Below are 20,249 nucleotides of genomic sequence, written 5' to 3'. Positions count from 1 at the left end.
TCCTAGCTGACCGGGCGGCCCCGCCAGGTCAGGCGGCGTCGCTTTCGCAGATGGTACGACCGCAGGGTCAACCAACCGAGGACCACGACCGACACGGGGTGTGCGAGCGCGTCGGGCCACCACCGTCCTCCGGTCGCGCGGGCGGTGAGCACCCGCCCGGCCACACCCAGCAGGTATGCGATGAGCGCGACCATTGACACCCGGGGAGCCGTCGAGACGAACCCGAGCGCGACGAGCGGCGGGGCGGTGTAGAGCAGCAACAGCGCCGCCACCACCGCCGCCGCCGCGCCCGGGTGCCCGAACGACGCCCAGAGCGACTTCGAGTACCCGTCGCGCAGTTGCGGCCAGTCGTCGTACATCCGGCAGGTGGCCAGCCGGGAGCCGTCGGCCAGGGCGATCCGCCCACCGGCGCGCTTGACCGCCCGGGCCAGCTCGACGTCCTCCAGGATCTTGTCGGCGACCGCGGCGTGCCCGCCGGCGGCGGTGTAGCCGGCCCGGTCCAGCACCAGGAACTGCCCGCCCGCAGCGGCCAGCGACGGCCGCCGCGAGCGTTCCATCGCGCGCAGCGGCAGGAACGTCAACCAGAGCCACTGCAGCAGCGGCTGCACCAGCCGGTCGGCCGCCGTCGCCACCACGATCCGGGGGTACGGCGACAGCAGCGTCACGCGGGCGGCGCGCAACTCGGTGACGGCCGCCGCGACGGCGTGCGGGGCGAGCACCACGTCGGCGTCGACGAAGACCAGCGCGGTGGCGTCCGGGTCGGCCCGGGTGGCCAACTGCCAGCACGCGTGCGGCTTGCCCAGCCAGCCCGGCGGCGGGGCGACCCCGGTGAGCAGCGTGACGCGGGGGTCGTCGCCGGCCACCGCGCGGACCACGTCGGCGGTGCCGTCGGTGGACCCGTCGTCGAGGACCACGACGCGCAGCCCCGGCACACCGCGTTGGGCGAGCAGCGCGCGCAGGCATCCGGTGACCCGGGTGGCCTCGTCGCGCAGCGGCAGCAGGACGGCGACCGGCTCGTCGAGGGCGTCGGGTCGGTCGGTGGGCCGGCGCAGCCACCGGGCGGCGTTGAGCCAGGTGTGCCCGGTCAGCGCGGCGACGGCGGCCAGCAGGGCGAGCAGGACGGTCATCGGGTCGCGTCGACGCCGGGGCGGTGCGGCTGGTGGTCCTCCCGGCGGGTGTCCCGGCCCCGGCGGGCCCGCAGCAGGGTCACCGCCAGCGGGACGGCGGTCACCGCCATGCTGGCGGCCCCCCAGAGCGCCGACGCGGGCAGGTCGAGGAAGACGGCGTGGGCCAGGATGCTGGAGAAGTACGTCCACAGGTAGAGCGCGATCATCGGGTGGTCCCGCCGATCGGTGTGCGCCGCGCTCGGCCCGGCCAGCGGACGCAGCGCGCTCATCAGCAGCACCGCGAAGAGCAGCCAGCCCAGGTAGTTGCTGACCGGGATGCCGGCCAGGCCGGGCAGGGCCGGCGTGGCGTCGCGCCACCGCCAGTAGCCCTCGGCCACCATCTGCGGGTCGAGGAAGAGGTCCCAGGCGGCCAGCCCCACGGTGGCCAGCGCGATCCGCCGTACCCACAGACCGGCCGCCGCGCCGCTGCCGCTGACCCGTGACGCGCTGCCGCCGGTCAGCCGGACCGCCGCCAGCCAGGCCGGCCAGGCCATCCAGGTCCAGGCCAGCGGAATGATCAGCGGCACTCCGGCCAGCTTGGGACCCAACTCGCCGGAGTAGTCGTAGCTGCCGAACGGCACACCGGTGGCCACGCCGAGCGCCTCGATCGCGAACCCGCCGCCGGTGGCCACCGCGACCAGCGCCGCCGCGACCCGCGGGCCCCGGCTGAGCAGCGCGTGGCCCACCGAGAGCAGCCACCCGAGCACGACGGTGGCCACGGTGAGCCCGGCCCTGGTGGCGCCGGTGGTGAGCGGGTAGCAGATCTGGGCGAGCACCAGGACGGCGAGCAGTGTCCAGGAGATCCGCCGGGTCATGACGCCGGTGGCTCGAGCGGCAGATCCCGACCGAGTACGCCGAACGGTCGTTCGTCACCGGGGAAGTGGAAGTTGCGCAGCACGTCGACGAAGCCGAAGCGCCGGTACAACCGCCAGGCCCGCGAGGTCTGCTCGTCGGCCTCCGGGGTGGACAACAGCACGGTGTCGCCCTCGGCCATGCCGAGCAGCGCGCGCAGTTGGCCGGTGCCCAGGCCGTGTCCCTGTGCCGGTGGCCGGACGTGCAACTCGACCACCTCGAAGCAGTGGGTGAGCCAGCGCTGGCGGGTCGGGGCGTCCAGTGCCCGGTGCACCTGGTCGTGCCACCACTGACCGGAGGCGCCCAGGTAGCCGTAGCCGAAGCCGGCGAGGTGCCCCTCGCTGGTCAGGCTGGCGACCGCCCGGAACCCCGGCCGGCGGACGTGGGTGGCGATGTAGCCGCGCCGGGCCTCCAGCAGGTCGGTGCGGTATCCCATCGCCTCGCCGTAGACGGCCACCACGTCGTCCAGCCGCCGGACGAGATCGTCCGGCGTCCAGCGCACCAACCTCATGCCCGTCCACCCTTCACCGTTTCGGGGCCACCGTCGGCGACCCACCCGAGCACCGTCCGGTCGCCGACCACGTCGCGCACCTCGAACCGGGCGAACAGTTCCTCGGCGTACCAGCCCGCGGTGGGGGTTCGCATGATCGCCGCCCGGTGCTCCGGGTGACGGTACGCGAACGCCACCAGGTCTGTCGGGTCGCGCCACACGCTCACCGTGCCCTGCCAACCCAGCGGTGCCTCCCCGACCCCGAACCGGGCCAGCAGGCCGGGCGCGTCGCGCAGGGCGGCGGCCACCGGAGGGATCGCCCGCCAGAAGGTGGCCGCCCGACGGACCCGCAACCGGGCCCGGGTCAGCGCCAGCACCGGGCCGGTGACCCGACCGGCGGTGGGCTCGCCGAACGGTCGTCGGCCGGACCACTCGCCCCGGCTGGTCAGCGGACGCATGTCGATCCGGGCCTGGGCGCGGGCGATGCGGGCCCAGGCGCGGCCGACCGGCGAGTCGTCGAAGCCGGCCGCCGCGGCGGGGGAGTCCCAGACGGTCAGCGCCGCCCACCGGGTCAGGTCGGCGTCGCCGGGCCCGAAGCCGGTGCCGGTCCCGGTGCCCAGCAGCTTGCCGAACCGGACGCCCGGGAGGGCCCGCAGCCGGCGCGGGTCCACCGCCATCCGGGTCAGCGCCCGGGGCAGCGCGCCGGAGGAGGTCCGCCAGACGTGCAGGGTGACCAGCTCCGGAGCAGTGCTCACGCCGCTGTGCTTGCCGGTTCGCTCGCTCCGCTCGCTCACGCCACCGCTTCGCGGCGTCGCGAGCGCGTCGCCGCTGTGCTTGCCGGTTCGCTCGCTCCGCTCGCTCACGCCACCTCGGCCGGGCTGCCGGAGGTGACCCGCAACAACTCGGCGTAGGTGGTCGGGAAGACCGCCTGCGGTACGCCGCCCGCCGCCCAGATCTCGGGGTACGTCGCCAGCGCCGTGTCCACAAGTGTGCGCAGCGGGTGCGGGTGCCCGAGCGGGGCGACCCCGCCGATCGGCTGCCCGGTGTGCGCCCGGACGAACTCCGGGCTGGCCCGGCGCAGCCGGGTGACCCCGATCGACGCGGCCAGGCTGGCGGTGTCCACCCGGTGCGCGCCGGAGGTGAGCACGAGCAGCGGCGCGTCGTCCGCGTCGAAGACCAACGAGTTGGCGATCTGGCCGACCTCGACGTCGAGCGCCTCGGCGGCGGCTGCGGCGGTGGGCACCGCGTCGGGCAGCAGGCGGATCGTGCTGGGCTCACCGGCGCCGTCGAGCGTGCCGGCGGCGGTGAGCGCGTCCTGCACCGCCCGTACGTTCGGGTGTGGCTGCATCCCGCCATTCTTCCCGGTCCGCTGGGGGCCGGTTCAAGCGGCCGGCACGGCCGGCGCGTCACACGTTGCATTTTCGTCGGTGGGGAGGTGTACTGTCAGCAGCAGTTAGAACGAGTGTTCGATTGCCTCGAACGCCCGTTCCAACCAGCCGGGGTGCGGCGTTTCGCGGCGCCAACTCCGGCCGGTGCGGCTCCGCGGGCCGCACCTGGGTTTCCGGGCAGTCGCGAGCCTGGTCCCGACAGGCAGGAGCGTCGTCCGCCGCCCACGACCCCCGGGCAGCGGGCGACGCACCCGCCGGTACGCCGGCCGGGTGTGGTGTGGGGAAGCGTCCACACCCGGCCGGCCACACCCGGTGCGTCTTCCTCCGCACCACCCGACCTCGGCGTCTCGTCGGCGGCACCAACGCGCCGAGGCGACGCCCGGCCACGTGGAGGAGACACCCCATGCCGACCAACCCGGCTCAGGCACCGACGGTGCCGGCGCACGTGCTGCCGCACCGCACCCCCGCCCAACTCCTCACGTTGGCTCGGCGCGGGCTGGTCGAGGCCGGCCAGACCCGACCCGACGGCCTGCGCTACGCGGCTGCCCACCTGGCGGCGCTGCGTGCGGCGGCTGCCCTGCTCGCCGCCCGGGCCCGGCCCGCGCCGAGTCGGCGCAACCGGATCACCAGCGTCTGGGTCCTCCTCTGCGCCGTCGCTCCGGAGCTCGACGAGTGGTCCCGATTCTTCGCCGCCGGAGCCAGCAAGCGCGCCGCCGCCGAGGCCGGCATCCCCCGGGTGGTCAGCGCCCGGGAGGCCGACGACCTGCTCCGCGCCGCCGAACAGTTCGTCACGGTGGTGGAGACCGCGCTCGGCGTGGCCCACCAACCGGCCCTGGACGGCCTCGCCGCCTGATCCCGCCGTGCCACCGACCGCCCCGCGGGGGGAGCCGGGCGGCCGGTGGCACGGCGTGCCGGTCCTGAATGTGATCCACAGCAGCAACGACGGGGGGTTGGTCCAATGGCGGGCCGCATGGTGGTCGGTTCCGCCGCACTTGCCGATCTGGTGCGCCCGGCGAGCGCGCCCGACCCGGTCGGTGGCCACCGTGTGCTGCCGGTGGCACCCGAGCTGACCGGTCTGCTGCCCAATCGAGGTCTGCGCCGGGGGAGCACCATCGCGGTCGCCGCCGGCCAGCCCCAGCGCAGTGGCGGCACCTCGCTGATGCTGGCCCTGCTCGCTGAGGCGTCCCGGGCCGGCTCGTGGTGCGCGGTGGTCGGGGTGCCGACGTTCGGTGCGGGTGCGGCCGCTGAGCTGGGCATCTCCCTGGACCGGTTGGCCCTGGTGCCGAATCCCGGCCCGGAGTGGGCCACCGTGATCGCCGCGCTGATCGACGGGGTGGACGTCGTGGTGACCACCGTGCCGGCATCGGTCTCCGCCTCGGTCGCCACCCGGTTGGCCGCCCGGGCCCGGCAGCGCGGCAGCGTGCTCGTCCCGTACGGCCGGTGGGACGGCGCGGACGTGACACTGCAGGTGGTCCGTGGGGTGTGGGAAGGGCTCGGGCAGGGCCGAGGGCGGCTGCGCCGCCGGGAGGTCACCGTCTCGGCGCGCGGGCGCGGGGCGGCCGCCCGACCCAAGGAGATCAAGGTCTGGCTCCCGGGTGACGAGCTGACCCGGGTCATTCCCCGCACGGTCTCGTCGACCGTGGGCCGACCGGCCGCGCCGCTTGCCCTGGTCGGTCGGGGGTGACCGGTTCTCCGCCCCGCACCCTGCTGTTGTGGTGCCCGGACTGGCCGGTGCTCGCCGCCGAGATCGTCGACGGGGTGCCGGCGACCGGCCCGGTCGCCGTGCTGCACGCCAACCGGGTGGTCGCCTGCTCCGAGCGGGCCCGCGCCGAGGGGGTCCGCCGAGGTCTGCGCAAGCGGGAGGCGCAGGGTCGTTGCCCGCAACTCACAGTCGTGGAACACGACCCGGGCCGGGACGCCCGGGCGTTCGAGCCGGTGGTCGCCGCGGTGGAGGAGTTGGTCGCCGGAGTGGAGGTGGTCCGTCCGGGCGCCTGCGCGGTGGCCGCCCGGGGGCCGGGCCGTTACCTCGGCGGCGAGGAGGCGGCCGCCGAGCGGATCATCGAGCACGTCGCCCAGTCGTGCCTGGTGGAGAGCCAGGTCGGCATCGCCGACGGGGTGTTCGCGGCCGGGTTGGCCGCCCGCGCCGGCCGGGTGGTGGCACCGGGCGGGACACCGGAGTTCCTGGCCGGGTTGCCGGTCGAGGCGCTCGGCCGGTCGGCGTTGGCCGACCTGCTGCGCCGGCTGGGGGTGCGTACCCTCGGCGAATTCGCCGCGTTGCCGGCCGGCGACGTGTTGGCCCGGTTCGGGTTCGACGGGGCGTTGGCCCACCGGCTCGCGGCCGGGCGCGACCACCGCCCGCTCGCCGTCCGGCAGCCACCGGCCGACCTGACGGTGACCGCCGGGTACGACGAGCCGATCGACCGGGTCGACGCGGCGGCGTTCGCGGCCCGCGCGTTGGCCGAGCAGTTGCACGAGGGGCTGGCCGGGCACGGGCTGGCCTGCACCCGGCTCGGCATCGAGGCGGTCACCGAGCACGGTCAGGAGCTGCACCGGGTCTGGCGGCACGATGGCCTGCTCACCGCCACGGCCATCGCCGACCGGGTGCGCTGGCAGCTCGACGGTTGGCTCTCCGGCAGCAACGGCCGTACCGGCGCCCGACCGGCCCGGCCGACGGCCGGCATCATCCGGTTGCGGCTGGTCCCGGACGGGGTGATCGCCCAGGCCGGTCTGCAGGTCGGCCTGTGGGGCGAGGCCGGTGCGGAGCGGGAACGGGCACACCGGGCGTTGAGCCGCGTGCAGGGCATCCTCGGCCCGGAGGCGGTGGTCACCGCGGTGCTCGGCGGTGGTCGCTCCCCGGCCGACCAGGTGCGACTGGTGCCGTGGGGCGACGAACGCGTCCCCGCCCGTCCCGGCCCGCCGACCGCTGCCGGCGCCGACCCGGCCACCGGCCGGGGTGGAGGCGGGGCCCCGCCGTGGCCCGGCCGGCTGCCGGCGCCCGCGCCGGCGGTGGTGCTGCCCAGTCCGCTCGCGGCGACTGTGCACGACGCCGCCGGCGAGCCGGTGGTGATCAGCGCGCGGTTGGCGGTGAGCGCCCCACCGGCTCGGCTGGTGGTCGGCAACGGCCGGCCGGCGGAGATCGTGGGCTGGGCCGGGCCGTGGCCGGTGGACGAGCGGTGGTGGGCGCCGGTCGAGGCCCGCCGCCGGGCCCGGTTCCAGGTCAGCCTGGCCGACGGTGCCGCCCTGCTGCTGGCCGTCGAGGCCGGGCAGTGGCTGGTGGAGGCGATCTATGACTGAGCCGCTGCTTCCCAGGTCGGGGGCGGGTGCTCGATGAGCTTCCACAACCCGAAGATGCCCTGGTCGGAGTTGGAGCGGGTGCTCTCCGGGCGGACCGATGGCAGGTCGGGCGGTTCCGGCGGCGGGCGGTCGCGCGAGGAGCGGCACCTGCACGTGGTGGACCCGCTCGCCGTGGACGCCGACGGTGGCGACTCCCCGGCCTGGAGTCGCCGCCGCGAGCAGTACCAGCCACCGGAGCTGACCCGCCCGGACGGCGTGGTGCCCTACGCCGAGCTGCACGCGCACACCAACTTCAGCTTCCTCGACGGCGCCAGCCACCCGGAGGAGCTGGCCGAGGAGGCGGCCCGGCTGGGGCTCACCGCGCTCGCCGTCACCGACCACGACGGCTTCTACGGGGTGGTCCGCTTCGCCGAGGCGGCTCGTACGCTGGGCCTGCCGACCATCTTCGGCGCGGAGCTGTCCCTCGGACTGCCCGGCCCGCAGAACGGCGAACCCGACCCGCACGGCGCGCACCTGCTGGTGCTCGCGCACGGCCACGAGGGGTACGCCCGGCTGGCCACCACCATCGCCCGCGCCCAGCTCCGCGGCGGGGAGAAGGGCCGCCCGGTCTACGGGGAGCTGGAGCAGGTCGCCGCCGAGCTGCGCGACCACGTGCTGGTGTTGACCGGCTGCCGCAAGGGACACGTGCCGGGGGCGCTGCTCACCGAGGGCGTGGACGCGGCGGCCCGCGAGTTGGACCGGCTGACCGCGCTCTTCGGCGCGGAGACGGTGGCGGTGGAGCTGACCGACCACGGTCATCCGATCGACGCCGACCGCAACGACGCGCTCGCCGAGCTGGCCGCCGCGGCCGGGCTGCCGACGGTGGCCAGCAACAACGTGCACTACGCCAGCCCCGGCCGGCGTCGGCTGGCCACCACCGTCGCCGCGGTGCGAGCGCGGCGCAGCCTGGACGAGATCGACGGCTGGCTGCCCGCGGCGGCCACCGCCCACCTGCGCAGTGGCGCGGAGATGGCGGCCCGGTTCGCCGCGTACCCGGGTGCGGTGGCGCGGGCCGCCGAGTTCGGCGCCGAGTTGGCCTTCGACCTGCAACTTGTCGCGCCGCAGTTGCCGGCGTACCCGGTGCCTCCGGGGCACACCGAGATGAGCTGGCTGCGCAAGCTGACCGCCGACGGCGCGCACGAACGCTACGGGCCGCCGCAGGCGCACCCGGCGGCGTACGCGCAGCTCGACCACGAGCTCAACATGATCGAGGAGCTGGGCTTCCCCGGCTACTTCCTGGTGGTCTACGACATCGTCACGTTCTGCCGGGACCAGGACATCTACTGCCAGGGTCGGGGGTCGGCGGCCAACTCGGCGGTCTGCTACGCGCTGCGGATCACGAATGTGGACGCGGTCCGGCACCGGCTGCTCTTCGAGCGTTTCCTCGCCCCGGAGCGGGACGGCCCACCGGACATCGACGTGGACATCGAGTCCGACCGTCGGGAGGAGGTGATCCAGCACGTCTACACCCGCTACGGCCGGGAACACGCCGCCCAGGTCGCCAACGTCATCTCCTACCGGCCCCGGTCGGCGGTGCGGGACGTGGCCAAGGCGTTCGGCTTCTCACCCGGGCAGCAGGACGCCTGGAGCAAGCAGATCGACAGGTGGGGCTCGGTGGCCACGGTCGACGTCGAGAACATCCCCGAGCAGGTGGTGGAGTACGCCAACGAGTTGCAGACGTTCCCCCGGCACCTGGGCATCCACTCCGGCGGCATGGTGATCTGCGACCGGCCGGTGATCGAGGTCTGCCCGGTGGAGTGGGGGCGGATGCCCGGCCGCAGCGTCCTGCAGTGGGACAAGGACGACTGCGCCGCGGTCGGCCTGGTGAAGTTCGACCTGCTCGGGCTCGGCATGCTCTCCGCCCTGCACTACGGCTACGACATGATCGGCGAGAGCCTCGACCTGGGTGACATGACCCTGGACGACCCGGAGGTCTACGACATGCTCTGCCGGGCCGACTCGGTCGGGGTGTTCCAGGTGGAGAGCCGCGCCCAGATGGCCACCCTGCCCCGGCTCAAGCCCCGCGAGTTCTACGACCTGGTGGTCGAGGTGGCCCTGATCCGCCCCGGCCCGATCCAGGGCGGTTCGGTGCACCCGTTCATCAGGCGCAAGAACGGCCAGGAGCCGGTGACGTTCGCGCACCCGCTGATGCGCAACGCCCTGGAGAAGACCCTCGGTGTGCCGCTGTTCCAGGAACAGCTGATGCAGCTCGCCATCGACCTGGCCGGCTTCGACGCGGCCGAGGCCGACCAGTTGCGCCGGGCGATGGGCGCCAAACGGTCGGTCGAGCGGATGACCCGCATCGCCGACCGGCTCTACGCCGGGATGGCCGAGCGGGGCATCACCGGCGAGCTGGCCGACGACGTCTACCGCAAGCTCACCGCGTTCGCCAGCTACGGCTTCCCGGAGAGCCACGCGATGAGCTTCGCCTACCTGGTCTACGCCAGCTCCTGGCTCAAGCGCTACCACCCGGCGCCGTTCCTGGCCGCGCTGCTCAACGCCCAGCCGATGGGCTTCTACTCCCCGCAGACCCTCGTCGACGACGCCCGCCGGCACGGGGTGGAGGTCCGTCGCCCGGACATCAACGCCAGCGGTGCCGCGGCGGTGCTGGAGTCCACCCCGGACACCCGGTGGGGCAGTGGGCCGGGGGAGCCGCCACACGCCTGGGGGCTGGGCGGCCCGGCCGTCCGGCTCGGCCTGTCCAGCGTACGGACCCTCGGCGCCGACGTGGCCGAGCGGATCGTGGCGGAGCGGGACGCCGGTGGGCCGTACCGGGACATGCCGGATCTGGCCCGGCGGGTCGGTCTCACCGCGGCGCAGCTGGAGGCGCTTGCCACCGCGGACGCCTTCGCCTGTTTCGGGCTGACCCGGCGGGAGGCGCTCTGGGCCGCCGGCGCGGCGGCCCAGGACCGGCCGGGCCGGCTGCCCGGCACGGTGACCGGCGCGGCGGCGCCCACGTTGCCCGGGATGGAGGCGGTGGACCGGCTGGTCGCCGACGTGTGGGCCACCGGGCTGTCCCCGGAGAGCCATCCGGCCCGGTTCATCAGGGGTCAGCTCGACGTGCTCGGCGCGGTGCCGATCGCCCGGCTGGGCCGGGTGGAGCCGGGGCAACGGATCCGGGTCGGCGGCATCGTCACCCACCGGCAACGTCCGGCGACCGCGGGCGGGGTCACCTTCCTCAACCTGGAGGACGAGACGGGAATGCTCAACGTCACCTGCTCGCCGGGGTTGTGGCAGCGCTACCGGCGGGTGGCCCGGACCAGCGCCGCGCTCGTGGTCCGGGGGCGGTTGCAGCGCCACGAGGGGGTGACAAACCTGGTCGCCGACCGACTGGACGCCATCGAGCCACCGGTCAGCCCCGCCTCCCGTGATTTCCGCTGATTCAGTGATCCACATTACGGTTTCCCGCGCCGTCGAGCGGGAGACTCGTCCTGAGCGGGCAGAGCGGCCCGCGATCCGTGAGGGAGAACGACAGTGACGGGAAATCACGCGTACACCGGTGGAATCGCCAACGCCCGGCGGACCCGGCTGGGCACCGGCTGGGTGCCGGCGCACCTCGCCGACCCCCGCGAGTACGAGGTGACAAACGGGCCGGTGGCCAACGAGCGCCGGTCCCGGGCCGAGGACGAGGCCGAGGGCACCGACTCCTGACCCACTAGGCTCGACCGGGTGGAGCAGACCCGAGGCCGGTTCGCCGGGCCGCCGCTGACACCCCGTACCGCCGTGATCTGGTCGGTGCTCCGCGCCGAGCTGGACCGGCGCGGCGACGCCGAGCTGACAGTGCTCGACGTGGGCGGCGGCACCGGCGGTTTCGCCGTCCCGCTGGCCCGCGCCGGACACCGGGTCACAGTTGTCGACGCCAGCCCCGACGCCCTCGCGGCGCTCACCCGTCGGGCCGCCGAGGCCGGGGTGGCCGACCGGATCGCCGCCGTGCAGGGCGACGGTGACGCTCTCGCCGGGCTGGTCGAGCCGGCCGGCGTCGACCTGGTGCTCTGCCACGCCGTGCTGGAGGTGGTCGACGACCCGACGCCCGTGGTGTCCGCGCTGGCCACCGCGCTGCGTCCCGGCGGCGCGGCAAGTGTCCTGGTGGCCGGCCGGGCCGCCGCCGTGCTGGGCCGGGCGATGAACGGGCACCTGGACGTGGCGACCGCCCTGGCCGCCGATCCGGCCGGCACCGCCGGGCCGCGCGACACGCTGCGCCGGCGTTACGACGCCCCCGGCGCCGCCGCGCTGCTCGGCGCCGCCGGGCTGGTCGTCGAGGAGATCCACGGGGTACGTGTGCTGGCCGACCTGCTGCCGGCCGCGGTCGCCGACGGGCAGTCCGCCGCGGTGGTCGAGCTGGAACGCGCGTTGGCCGCCCAACCGCCGTACCGGGATCTGGCCGCCCAACTGCACCTGTTCGCCCGCCGCCCCGCATGATCGCCGAAGCGGACGGCACGCCGGCGCCGCTGGCGGTCCTCGGGCCGGACCACGGCGGCGGCCGTCTCGCCGACGTGCTGCCCAGCGCGCTCGCCGTGCTGGGCGTGCCCGGCGCGGCCGACCCGCTCGGGTTGGCCCCCACGCTGGCCGGGGTACGCCGGATCGCCGTGCTGCTCGTCGACGGGCTCGGCTGGTACCAGCTGCCGACCGCCGCCCCGTACGCGCCGACGCTCGCCGGACTCGCCGCGACGGCGGGCCGGCCGCTCCTCGCCGGTTTCCCGTCCACCACCCCGACCAGCCTGGTGTCGCTGGGCACCGGCGTGCCGCCCGGCGCGCACGGGGTGCTCGGCTTCACCGTGCGGGTGCCCGGCACCGACCGGGTGCTCACCCACACCGACTGGGCCGGAGATCCGTCGCCGCTGAGCTGGCAGCCGGTGACCACCCAGTTGGAGCGCGCCCGCGCCGCCGGCGTGACGACGACGGTGGTGAGTCGGCCCGAGTTCGGCGGCAGCGGGCTGACCCTGGCCGCCAACCGGGGTGGCGACTTCCGGGGCGCCGCCGGCGGGGACGCGGTGGCCGCCGCCATGCTTGCCGCGCTGGCCGCAGGCGTCGGGCCGACGCTGGTCTCCGGTTACCACGCCGACCTGGACCGGCACGGCCACCTCAGCGGCGTCGACTCGGCGCCCTGGCGGGTCGCCGCCACCGAGGTGGACGCGCTTGTCGCCCGACTTGTCGACGGACTCCCGCCGGACGCGGCGCTGCTGGTGACCGCCGACCACGGCCAGCTCGACATTCCCGCCGCGCACCGCTTCGACCTGGACACCGACCCCCGGCTGCGTGACGGGATCCGGGTGGTCGCCGGTGAGGCCCGGGTGCGGTATCTGCACGTCGCGCCGGGCGCGCTCGACGACGTGGTGGCCGCCTGGTCGGCGGTGCTCGGCGACGCCGCGCGGGTACAGACCCGCGACGAGGTGGTGGCTACCGGCTGGTTCGGGCCGGTGCCCGAGGAACACCTCGCCCGGATCGGCGACGTGGTGGTGACCTGCAACGACACCTACGCGGTCATGGCCAGCCGCACCGAGCGGCCGATGGCGTCGAAGCTGGTGGCGTACCACGGGTCGGACACCGCCGCCGAGCTGACCGTGCCGCTGCTGGTCGTCCGCGGCTGACCGGCGTACGGTCCGGCCCGCCGGCGGCTGGTGGTGTCGTACCTCCGGGTTAACCTGCCGGGGTATGGTCCGGCCCGCCGGCGGCTGGTGGTGTCGTACCTCCGGGTTAACCTGCCGGGATGGGCCGCAGTCAGTCGTTGCCCCGGGGCGGGGATCCGCGCTTCGGGCCGGATGCCGACGATTCCGGCAGCCCGATCCTGCACGTCGACATGGACGCCTTCTTCGCCGCCGTCGAGGTGCGCCGCCGCCCGGAGCTGCGCGGCCGGCCGGTCATCGTCGGCGGTGTGGGGCCGCGCGGGGTGGTCAGCTCGGCCAGCTACGAGGCCCGCCGTTACGGCGTCCGCAGCGCGATGCCGACCAGCCAGGCTCGGGCGCGCTGCCCGCACGCGGTCTACCTGCCACCGGAGTTCAGCGCCTACACGGCCGCCTCCCGGGCGGTGATGCAGATCTTCCGGGACGTCACCCCGCTCGTCGAGCCGCTCTCCCTCGACGAGGCGTTCCTCGACGTGAGCGGCGCCCGCCGGCTCTTCGGCTCCCCGGCCGCCATCGCCCGGCGGATCCGCCGGCGGGTCGCCGAGGAGCAGGCGCTCACCTGTTCGGTCGGGGTGGCGCCGAGCAAGTTCGTGGCCAAGCTCGGCTCCACCCGGGCCAAGCCCGACGGCCTGCTGGTGGTGCCCTCGGGGCAGGTGCTCGACTTCCTGCACCCGCTGCCCGTGGACGCTCTCTGGGGGGTGGGGGAGCGCGCCGCCGAGTCGCTGCGCAGGCTGGGCCTGACCACCGTCGGCGACCTCGCCGAGGCCCCGCTGGGCATGCTCCGCAAGGCGGTCGGCGCGGCGTCGGCGGCCCACCTGCACGAGCTGGCCTGGGGACGCGACGCACGCCGGGTCACCCCGGAGCACGTCGACAAGTCGATCGGCGCCGAGGTGACCTTCGACGTCGACGTGGCCGACCCACTGGAGATCCGCCGCGCGTTGCTCGCGCTCAGCGCCAAGGTCGGCGTCCGGTTACGCGGCTCCGGGCAGGTCGGGCGCACCGTCGCCCTGAAGGTGCGGTTGGCCGACTTCCGGACCGTCAGCCGTTCCCGCACCCTCGACGTGCCCACCGACACCGCCCGCGAGATGTTCGACACGGTCTGGGCGCTCTACACCGCACTGGACCCGGGCGAGCGGATCCGGCTCGTCGGTGTCCGGGTGGAGGGGCTCGCCGCGGCGCGGGGCGCGCCCCGGCAGCTCACCCTCGGCGCGCCCGAGCGCGGTTGGCGGGAAGCGGAAGCTGCCGCCGACGCCGCCGCTGCCCGATTCGGGCGGTCCGTCATAGGTCCGGCCAGTCTGATGGGCGACCGTGACGCTCACCGGAAGGAAAATCCACCCCACCCGTAGGTCGTCCCGCTTTCCGACGCGCGAGCCCCCTCGTAGACTTGCGGGTAAGCAGCCGGATGGCTGCCACGGTCTGTCGGCCCGAGTGGGCCCGACCAACGTGACCGGGGAGGAGTGCCGTGCCGCTCTCGGAGCACGAGCAGCGGCTGTTCGAGCAGATCGAGCGGTCGCTTGCCGAGGACCCCAAATTCGCCTCGGCCGTGCGCGCCAGCGATCCGCGCTTCCATGCGCGGCGTCGCCTGCTCGTCGCCGCCGGCGTCATCATCGCTGGCCTGGCTCTACTGGTCTACGGGGCGGTGATCAAGACTCCACCGCTGGCGGTGGCGGGCTTTGTCGTCATGCTGGCCTCGGCCGCGTATGCGGTGCAGTCGCACCGGCGAGCGCAGTCACCCGACCTGCACGTGGTGGGCGGCACGACAAGTCGTCGTCGTCCCCGCGGTGGCCGGTCCGGTCGCCGGTCGTCGATCCTGGACCGCATGGAGGACAGGTGGCGGCAGCGCCCGGAGGGGCACCGCTGAGTCGGTCCCGCCGCTGAGGCGGGCCGAACGCCGCGACGAGCGGGTCGCCGGGCAGAGCCCCGGCGACCTCCGTCATATCCGCGCGCCCTTCTCCACCGCTGCCCGCAGCGCCTCGCGCGTGCCTCGAACCCGCGTGGCCTTACTCAAGCGCAGCGCCCCGCTCATGCGTCAGAACCCGCGTGGCTTGCCCAAGCGTCGGGATCTGCCTGGCCTTGCTCAAGCGTCGGGATCTGCCTGGCCTTGCTCAAGCGTCGGGATCTGCCTGGCCTTGCTCAAGCGTCGGGATCTGCCTGGCCTTGATCAGGTGATGAAAAGTAGGGCCCAGAGGCTCGCCAGACCTACTTTTCATCACCTGATCGAGGAGTCGGCGGGGACCCGGATGCGGTGAGGGACCCGGAGGCGGCGGCACGCCTGATGTGGTGGGCCCGGCCGCCGGGCGGGGCGGACTGTCGGCTCGGGTGGGGCCGCCCGTCGTCGGCTCGGGCGGGGCCGCCCGTCGTATCGAGCGGCGGGGTGGGCCGGGCTGTGTCCGGCGGGGTGGCGGTTCGAGCGGGGCCGGGCGGTGCGCGGCGGGGCGGGGCGGTGCGGGCTCTCGGGCGGGGTGGCGGTTGGTAACCGCCACCCCGGCTCCGAACGGGCGTCGCTCAGCCGGCCCAGGTCAGCGGGCCGCTCGGTCCGCCAACAGCCGTCGAGGGTTCCAGCGCAGCAACCGGTACCGGGCTCGCCCGGTCAGCGCCACCATCCGGCCGGACGCGTCCGCCATGGAGGTCCGCCACCGCAGCAGCACCGACGGCGGCAACACGGCGGCGACCAGGCGGGTGCGGCGGTCGGCCCGTGCGGCGAGCGCCCCGCGGACCGCGCGCAGCGCAGGCGGCAACCGCTCACCGGTGAGCGGGTCCCGTGCGTAACGGGCCCGCTCCTCCGCCTGGCCGAGCAGTCGCGCCGACCCGGTCGCGGCCGTGTCGTCGCCGAGGGTGTCCCGGACCAGCCGGTCCGCGGTCGCCCGGGGCGTCTCGGTCAGGTCGACCGGGACCCGGAAGTCCACCATGGTGTCGAGCAGTTCCGCCCAGGCGGCGTGTGCGTCAGCGCGGGCCCGGTCGGCGTCCACGCCGACCACCACCACCCGCGCCCCCGGATCGACACCGTCGCCGACGGCCGCCGTGGGGGCCACCGCGGCGCTCGCCGGCTGGCCACCCCGTCGGCGGCGCAGCGCCAGCCGGCGCAGCGCGGGAATGGCGAGCAGCGCCAGCAGGGCCAGCAGGCCCGCCGTCCACCAGGGCCAGACCGGTGGCTGCTCGGCCGGCGTGGTGCCGCCCAGGGACAGCCCGTCGTCGACGTCCCGGTCGGCGTTGTCCGGACCGGCCGGACCGGCCGACGCCTCGGGGCCCGTCGGGGTGTCCGTGACGCCGGTGCCCGGTGTGGTCGGTTCCGGCGCGTCCGTGTCCGGTGCCCAGGCCGAGCGGGTGGACCCCGGCACCCCGTACGTCGGGGTGGCGTCGAACGGCACCCAACCGACCTCGTTGAAGTAGACCTCGGTCCAGGCGTGCAGGTTGAGGTTTGTCAGCGTGAACGTGTCACCGTCGCGCTTGCTGCCGTTGGTGAACCCGAACGCCACCCGCGCCGGGATGCCCGCCGAACGGACCAGCCACGCCATCGCGGCGGCGTACTGCTGGCAGTAGCCGACCTTGTTGGTGAGGAAGTTGACGATGTCCTGCCCGCTGCTGCCGCTCTCGGTGCTCAACCGGTAGCTGAACCCGTTGTCCGCCGAGAAGTGCTTGTAGATCGCCAACACCCGGTCGTAGTCGGTGCGCTTGTCCTGGATCAGTCCCTTGACCAGCTCCTCCACCTCGGGCACCGGCCCAGGGGTGGCGGTCATCTGCCGTCGTAACGGGTGGTCGGTCGGCAGCGATTGGGTGGCCCGCAGCGTCGTCGGCGTGTACGTCGAGCGGACGTAGTCGAAGGAGTACTTCCGGCCCCGGGAGTTTTCCCGGTTGGAGAAGACGACCTGCTGGTTGGGGTCGTAGAGCCAGTTGCCGCTGAGGTCCTCGGCGCGGATCGGCTCGGCGTACACCGGCATGAGCGACATGCTCAGGCTCTTGGTGACCTCGACGGTCGCCCGGTAGGTGGTGTGCTGCACACCGGGGCGGGCCCGCTCGGCCGGGTTGGGCAGGTCCCGGTTGACCGCTCGGCCGGCCGGGTTGCGTGCCTGGAAACCGGTCGGGCGCAGCTCGTCGGCGACCGCGTAGCGCAGGTAGAACGGGTCGGGTTCGGATGTGGTGACCTTTACCAGCTCGGCCACCTGGGACTGGTTGAGCTGACCGGCGAGCGAGGCGAACAGGTCGATCCGACCCGAGGTGCCGCCCGAACCGGGCCCGTTGCCGGTGCCGTTGCCCGGACCTCGGCTGAGGGAGTCGAGGAGCCCGCCGCTCATGCCGGGCACCGCCAACGGCAGCGCCACGGCCAGCACCACCCCGATCACCGCGAGCCGACGGCCGGCCGACGCCAGCGGCGAGGCCTCCCACACGTCGACGTCGCGGCCGTCACCGGTGAACCGGCGCCCGAACCTGCGGACCCGGTCGACGTTGTCGGTGACCAGCAGCCAGAGGTAACCGGCGGCGCCCACCACGAACGGCGTCGCGGGGACGCTGTTCACATAGACGGCGACCGGCACCGAGTAGATGGCGAGCATCGGCAGCCCCGCCAGCGCGGGCCGGCGCAGCCCCACCGCGAGGACATCCACGAGTACGGCGACCGCGCCGACGCCGAGTACGGCGATGAACAGCAGCGGGTCGGTGTCCGGGACCTCGACCCCGTACGAGCGCATGTCCTGCATGGAGCCGCTGAGCAGGTCGTTGAAGTGCGCGAACGTGCCCGGCGTGGGCAGGACGGTGAACAGTTCCTGGTTGCTGGGGAACAACCAGGTCAGGGCGAGGACCAACCCGGCCAGCATGCCCAGCACCTGACCCCACAGTGGTGCCCGGACGAGCCTGGTCAGCGCGGCCGCCCCGGCCACCACGGCGACCGCGATGACCGACTGGACGAGCCACGTCCAGCTCTGGAAGATGGCCGACAGCGGCGCGGCGGCCAGCAGCGTGGCCGTGGCCGCCACCAGGCCGATGTTCCGACTGGCGATCATGAGGGGACCCTTCCGTTCATCGCACGCCGCCGGCGACCGTCTCCGCCAGCGCGGCGCGCAGGGCGAAGCCCTGGGAGCCCCGGCCGGTCTGCGGCCACAGCGCCGGCAGTCGGGCGCCGTGGTCGACGCCGACGACGCGCCAGCCACTCTGCAACATGGCGAGGACGGCGGCAGCGTGCGCGTGTTCGGCCTCGGCCCGGGCCTTCTCCGGCAGGCTGAGCCAGGTGGAGCTGTTCAGGAGGAAACCGATGCAGGTGGCGCCGTTGCCCCGCAGCCCGGCCAGCAGCTCGGCCTCGGCCACGCTCACCGTGCCGAACAGCCCGATGATCAACCCGCCGTCGGCGCGCTGGCGGACCCGCTGCACGAGACCTGCCACGTCGGCGCGCTGATCCAGGCGCACCTCCGCGAGGTGATCGAGCAACGCCCCGTCACCGCCGGCCTCCGACGCATCCACGTCGACGCCCGAGCCGCTGACCAGGCGCAGCTTGTAGCCGGCCTGGCGGAGGTGGACGGCGACGCTCGCGGCGGCGGAGACGGCCCACTCGAAACTGGCGGTCGGCCCCTCGCCGCGGTGGCCGTACGCCCGGGTGTCCAGGACGACTGTCGCGCGGCTCTCCCACGGCTGCTCTTCGCGGCGCACCATCAGCTCGCCGGTGCGCGCGGTGGACTTCCAGTGCACCCGGCGCAGGTCGTCGCCGCGCCGGTACTCCCGGGTCGCCGCGTCGTCCTCGCCGTGCACCGCCACCGACCGGGCCCGGCTGTCGCCGCTGCCCGCGTACTCCCCGGGGAGCCGGACCGACGGCAGGGGAGCGACCTGCGGGATGACCGTCAGGTGGTCGGTGCTGGGGAAGGAGCGGGTGAGCTCGCAGAGACCGAACGGGTCGGTTATCCGGACCACGAGCGGACCCACGTCGTACCGGCCTCGCACGTCGGCCCGCACGGTGTACGCCACGGAACTGGCCTGGTGCGCGCCGAGCCGCTCCAGCACCACCCGGGGCCGGCTGCCCAGCGCGTAGGGCAACCGGTCCTCCAGCAGGAGGGTGCCGGTCGGTAGCCGGGACAGGTTTTGTAGACGCAGCACCACGCGGGAGTTGGCGCCGACCGGAACCCGGTGCGGGTCCAGGGACCGGTTGCAGGCCAGCTTGTAACGGCTGCGCCCGACGTAGGCCGCGGCCAGCAACGGCAGGACGGCCAACAGCACCGCCACCCGGAGCAGGTCCTTCTCGCCGAGGATGCCGGACGAGAGCGCCGCCGCGACCGCGGCGGCGAGGAAGGAGCGCCCGCGGGTGGTCAGCCCGCGCAGCCCGGCACGCACGTCATGGCCTCCGCGGCTCGTAGGGCGCGCGGCCGTTGCCGGAAGCGGGCCGGGTGTCGTACTGGTTGCGCTGCCGGTCGTGCGGCAGCGGCAGGCGGTGCACCAGCTCCGAGACGATCGCGTCGGTGGTGCGCCGGGCGAGCTGCGCGTCGGCGGTCGGGATGATCCGGTGGGCGAGCACCGGCACCGCCAGGGCCTGGAGGTCGTCGGGGAGGACGTAGTCGCGGCCCTCCAGGGCGGCGACCGCGCGGGCGGTGCGCAGTAGCTGCAGGGTGGCTCGGGGGGAGGCGCCGAGCCGCAGGTCGGGGGCCTCGCGGGTGGCGGTGACCAGGTCGATCGCGTACTGCTTGACCGCGTCCGCGACGTGCACCTGCCGGACGGTGGCGATGAGCTGCCGGACGATGTCCGCGTCGGAGACCGCGCGCAGCTCGTTCAGCGGGTCGGTGGCACCGTGGCCGTCGAGCATGGCCAGCTCGGCGTTGGCGTCCGGGTAGCCCATCGCGATGCGGGCGGTGAACCTGTCGCGCTGCGCCTCGGGCAGCGGGTAGGTCCCCTCCATCTCGATCGGGTTCTGGGTGGCGATGACCATGAACGGGGTCTGGAGCTGGTACGTCACCCCGTCGACGGTGACCTGACGCTCCTCCATGCACTCCAGCAGCGCCGACTGGGTCTTCGGCGAGGCCCGGTTGATCTCGTCGCCGACCACCAGGTTGGCGAAGACGGCACCCGGGCGGAACTCGAAGTCGTGCGTCTCCTGGTTGTAGACGCTGACCCCGGTGACGTCGCTGGGCAGCAGGTCGGGGGTGAACTGGATCCGTCGTACCGTGCAGTCGATGGACCGCGCGAGGGCCTTGGCCAGCTTGGTCTTGCCGACACCGGGAACGTCTTCGATCAGGAGGTGACCCTCGGCGAGCAACACGGCCAGGGCGAGCCGCACGGTGGCGGTCTTACCCTCGATGACCTGCTCGATGTTGGCCACGATGGCCTCGCTGGCGGCGCGGAACTCGTCGTGCGGCAGTAGGCCGCCAACCTCGTCCCAGGTCTGTTGTGTCACGGGCCTCCTCCTCGTCGCCGTCACGGCAGCTCT

17 protein-coding genes are annotated in these 20,249 nt (G+C 74.5%); 9 read left to right on the top strand and 8 right to left on the bottom strand.

The genetic code is table 11. The features are described 5' to 3' along the window. Positions 1–2: 2 nt before the first annotated feature. The 5 genes from ACGFH8_RS04905 to ACGFH8_RS04885 all read right to left on the bottom strand — a co-directional run bounded on the left by ACGFH8_RS04905 (position 3) and on the right by ACGFH8_RS04885 (position 3,856). Positions 3–1,127: a glycosyltransferase gene (locus tag ACGFH8_RS04905; protein ID WP_393363443.1), complete on the bottom strand. Its 1,125-nt coding sequence runs from the start codon at positions 1,125–1,127 to the stop codon at positions 3–5. Further along, a complete protein-coding gene (locus tag ACGFH8_RS04900; protein WP_393363440.1) occupies positions 1,124–1,981 on the bottom strand; it encodes a carotenoid biosynthesis protein in 858 nt (285 codons plus the stop codon). The genes ACGFH8_RS04905 and ACGFH8_RS04900 overlap by 4 nt, the downstream gene beginning before the upstream one ends. After that, on the bottom strand, positions 1,978–2,529 hold the full coding sequence (locus ACGFH8_RS04895; protein WP_393363437.1) for a GNAT family N-acetyltransferase: 552 nt from the start codon (positions 2,527–2,529) through the stop codon (positions 1,978–1,980). Before ACGFH8_RS04895 ends, ACGFH8_RS04900 begins: the two co-directional genes overlap by 4 nt. After that, positions 2,526–3,263, bottom strand: a complete 738-nt coding sequence (locus ACGFH8_RS04890; RefSeq protein ID WP_393363435.1) for a monooxygenase — start codon at positions 3,261–3,263, stop codon at positions 2,526–2,528. The genes ACGFH8_RS04895 and ACGFH8_RS04890 overlap by 4 nt, the downstream gene beginning before the upstream one ends. A gap of 104 nt (positions 3,264–3,367) precedes the next feature. Then, positions 3,368–3,856 carry a YbaK/EbsC family protein gene (locus tag ACGFH8_RS04885; protein ID WP_393363432.1) on the bottom strand — a complete coding sequence of 163 codons (489 nt, stop codon included), beginning with the start codon at positions 3,854–3,856 and terminating at the stop codon, positions 3,368–3,370. Between the two features lie 443 nt (positions 3,857–4,299). On the opposite strand from ACGFH8_RS04885, the gene ACGFH8_RS04880 reads away from it, so the two are divergent. The 9 genes from ACGFH8_RS04880 (at position 4,300) to ACGFH8_RS04840 (ending at position 14,711) form a co-directional block, all read left to right on the top strand. Beyond that, positions 4,300–4,749, top strand: coding sequence for an SAV_6107 family HEPN domain-containing protein (locus ACGFH8_RS04880; RefSeq protein ID WP_007463070.1), 450 nt, complete (start codon positions 4,300–4,302; stop codon positions 4,747–4,749). 105 nt (positions 4,750–4,854) lie between these two features. Further along, complete coding sequence (locus ACGFH8_RS04875) at positions 4,855–5,580, top strand: hypothetical protein (RefSeq protein ID WP_393363430.1); 726 nt, start codon at positions 4,855–4,857, stop codon at positions 5,578–5,580. Further along, positions 5,577–7,190, top strand: a complete 1,614-nt coding sequence (locus tag ACGFH8_RS04870) for a DNA polymerase Y family protein (protein ID WP_393363427.1) — start codon at positions 5,577–5,579, stop codon at positions 7,188–7,190. The genes ACGFH8_RS04875 and ACGFH8_RS04870 overlap by 4 nt, the downstream gene beginning before the upstream one ends. A 33-nt stretch (positions 7,191–7,223) precedes the next feature. After that, positions 7,224–10,610 (top strand): error-prone DNA polymerase, encoded by a 3,387-nt coding sequence (locus tag ACGFH8_RS04865; protein ID WP_393363424.1) that lies wholly within the window; start codon positions 7,224–7,226, stop codon positions 10,608–10,610. A gap of 93 nt (positions 10,611–10,703) precedes the next feature. After that, a complete protein-coding gene (locus ACGFH8_RS04860) occupies positions 10,704–10,880 on the top strand; it encodes a hypothetical protein (RefSeq protein WP_393318609.1) in 177 nt (58 codons plus the stop codon). An 18-nt stretch (positions 10,881–10,898) separates the two neighbouring features. Then, complete coding sequence (locus ACGFH8_RS04855; protein ID WP_393363421.1) at positions 10,899–11,648, top strand: methyltransferase domain-containing protein; 750 nt, start codon at positions 10,899–10,901, stop codon at positions 11,646–11,648. Beyond that, positions 11,645–12,817, top strand: coding sequence for an alkaline phosphatase family protein (locus tag ACGFH8_RS04850; RefSeq protein WP_393363419.1), 1,173 nt, complete (start codon positions 11,645–11,647; stop codon positions 12,815–12,817). Before ACGFH8_RS04855 ends, ACGFH8_RS04850 begins: the two co-directional genes overlap by 4 nt. A gap of 119 nt (positions 12,818–12,936) precedes the next feature. Further along, entirely contained in the window at positions 12,937–14,196 is a 1,260-nt protein-coding gene (locus tag ACGFH8_RS04845) for a DNA polymerase IV (protein ID WP_393363416.1), read from the top strand. Positions 14,197–14,312: 116 nt separating this feature from the next. Continuing rightward, positions 14,313–14,711, top strand: coding sequence for a DUF3040 domain-containing protein (locus tag ACGFH8_RS04840; RefSeq protein WP_110564093.1), 399 nt, complete (start codon positions 14,313–14,315; stop codon positions 14,709–14,711). A 658-nt stretch (positions 14,712–15,369) separates the two neighbouring features. Here ACGFH8_RS04840 and ACGFH8_RS04835 read toward each other — a convergent pair. The 3 genes from ACGFH8_RS04835 to ACGFH8_RS04825 are packed head-to-tail and all read right to left on the bottom strand — an operon-like array spanning position 15,370 to position 20,216. Then, positions 15,370–17,847: a transglutaminaseTgpA domain-containing protein gene (locus ACGFH8_RS04835; RefSeq protein WP_393363413.1), complete on the bottom strand. Its 2,478-nt coding sequence runs from the start codon at positions 17,845–17,847 to the stop codon at positions 15,370–15,372. Between the two features lie 16 nt (positions 17,848–17,863). Then, positions 17,864–19,162 carry a DUF58 domain-containing protein gene (locus tag ACGFH8_RS04830; protein ID WP_393363410.1) on the bottom strand — a complete coding sequence of 433 codons (1,299 nt, stop codon included), beginning with the start codon at positions 19,160–19,162 and terminating at the stop codon, positions 17,864–17,866. A gap of 1 nt (position 19,163) precedes the next feature. Then, a complete protein-coding gene (locus ACGFH8_RS04825; RefSeq protein WP_387197722.1) occupies positions 19,164–20,216 on the bottom strand; it encodes an AAA family ATPase in 1,053 nt (350 codons plus the stop codon). Positions 20,217–20,249: the final 33 nt, after the last annotated feature.

The sequence above is a fragment of the Micromonospora sp. NPDC049175 genome (assembly GCF_043197345.1).
Taxonomy (GTDB): Bacteria; Actinomycetota; Actinomycetes; order Mycobacteriales; family Micromonosporaceae; genus Micromonospora.
This window is presented reverse-complemented; position numbering and strand designations above follow the sequence as displayed.

Bases quoted from the DNA above. Each gene is read 5' to 3' on its own strand.
- ACGFH8_RS04905 (WP_393363443.1), bottom strand. From the start codon at position 1,127: ATGACCGTCCTGCTCGCCCTGCTGGCCGCCGTCGCCGCGCTGACCGGG.
- ACGFH8_RS04900 (WP_393363440.1), bottom strand. From the start codon at position 1,981: ATGACCCGGCGGATCTCCTGGACACTGCTCGCCGTCCTGGTGCTCGCC.
- ACGFH8_RS04895 (WP_393363437.1), bottom strand. From the start codon at position 2,529: ATGAGGTTGGTGCGCTGGACGCCGGACGATCTCGTCCGGCGGCTGGAC.
- ACGFH8_RS04885 (WP_393363432.1), bottom strand. From the start codon at position 3,856: ATGCAGCCACACCCGAACGTACGGGCGGTGCAGGACGCGCTCACCGCC.
- ACGFH8_RS04880 (WP_007463070.1), top strand. From the start codon at position 4,300: ATGCCGACCAACCCGGCTCAGGCACCGACGGTGCCGGCGCACGTGCTG.
- ACGFH8_RS04875 (WP_393363430.1), top strand. From the start codon at position 4,855: ATGGCGGGCCGCATGGTGGTCGGTTCCGCCGCACTTGCCGATCTGGTG.
- ACGFH8_RS04865 (WP_393363424.1), top strand. From the start codon at position 7,224: ATGAGCTTCCACAACCCGAAGATGCCCTGGTCGGAGTTGGAGCGGGTG.
- ACGFH8_RS04850 (WP_393363419.1), top strand. From the start codon at position 11,645: ATGATCGCCGAAGCGGACGGCACGCCGGCGCCGCTGGCGGTCCTCGGG.
- ACGFH8_RS04845 (WP_393363416.1), top strand. From the start codon at position 12,937: ATGGGCCGCAGTCAGTCGTTGCCCCGGGGCGGGGATCCGCGCTTCGGG.
- ACGFH8_RS04835 (WP_393363413.1), bottom strand. From the start codon at position 17,847: ATGATCGCCAGTCGGAACATCGGCCTGGTGGCGGCCACGGCCACGCTG.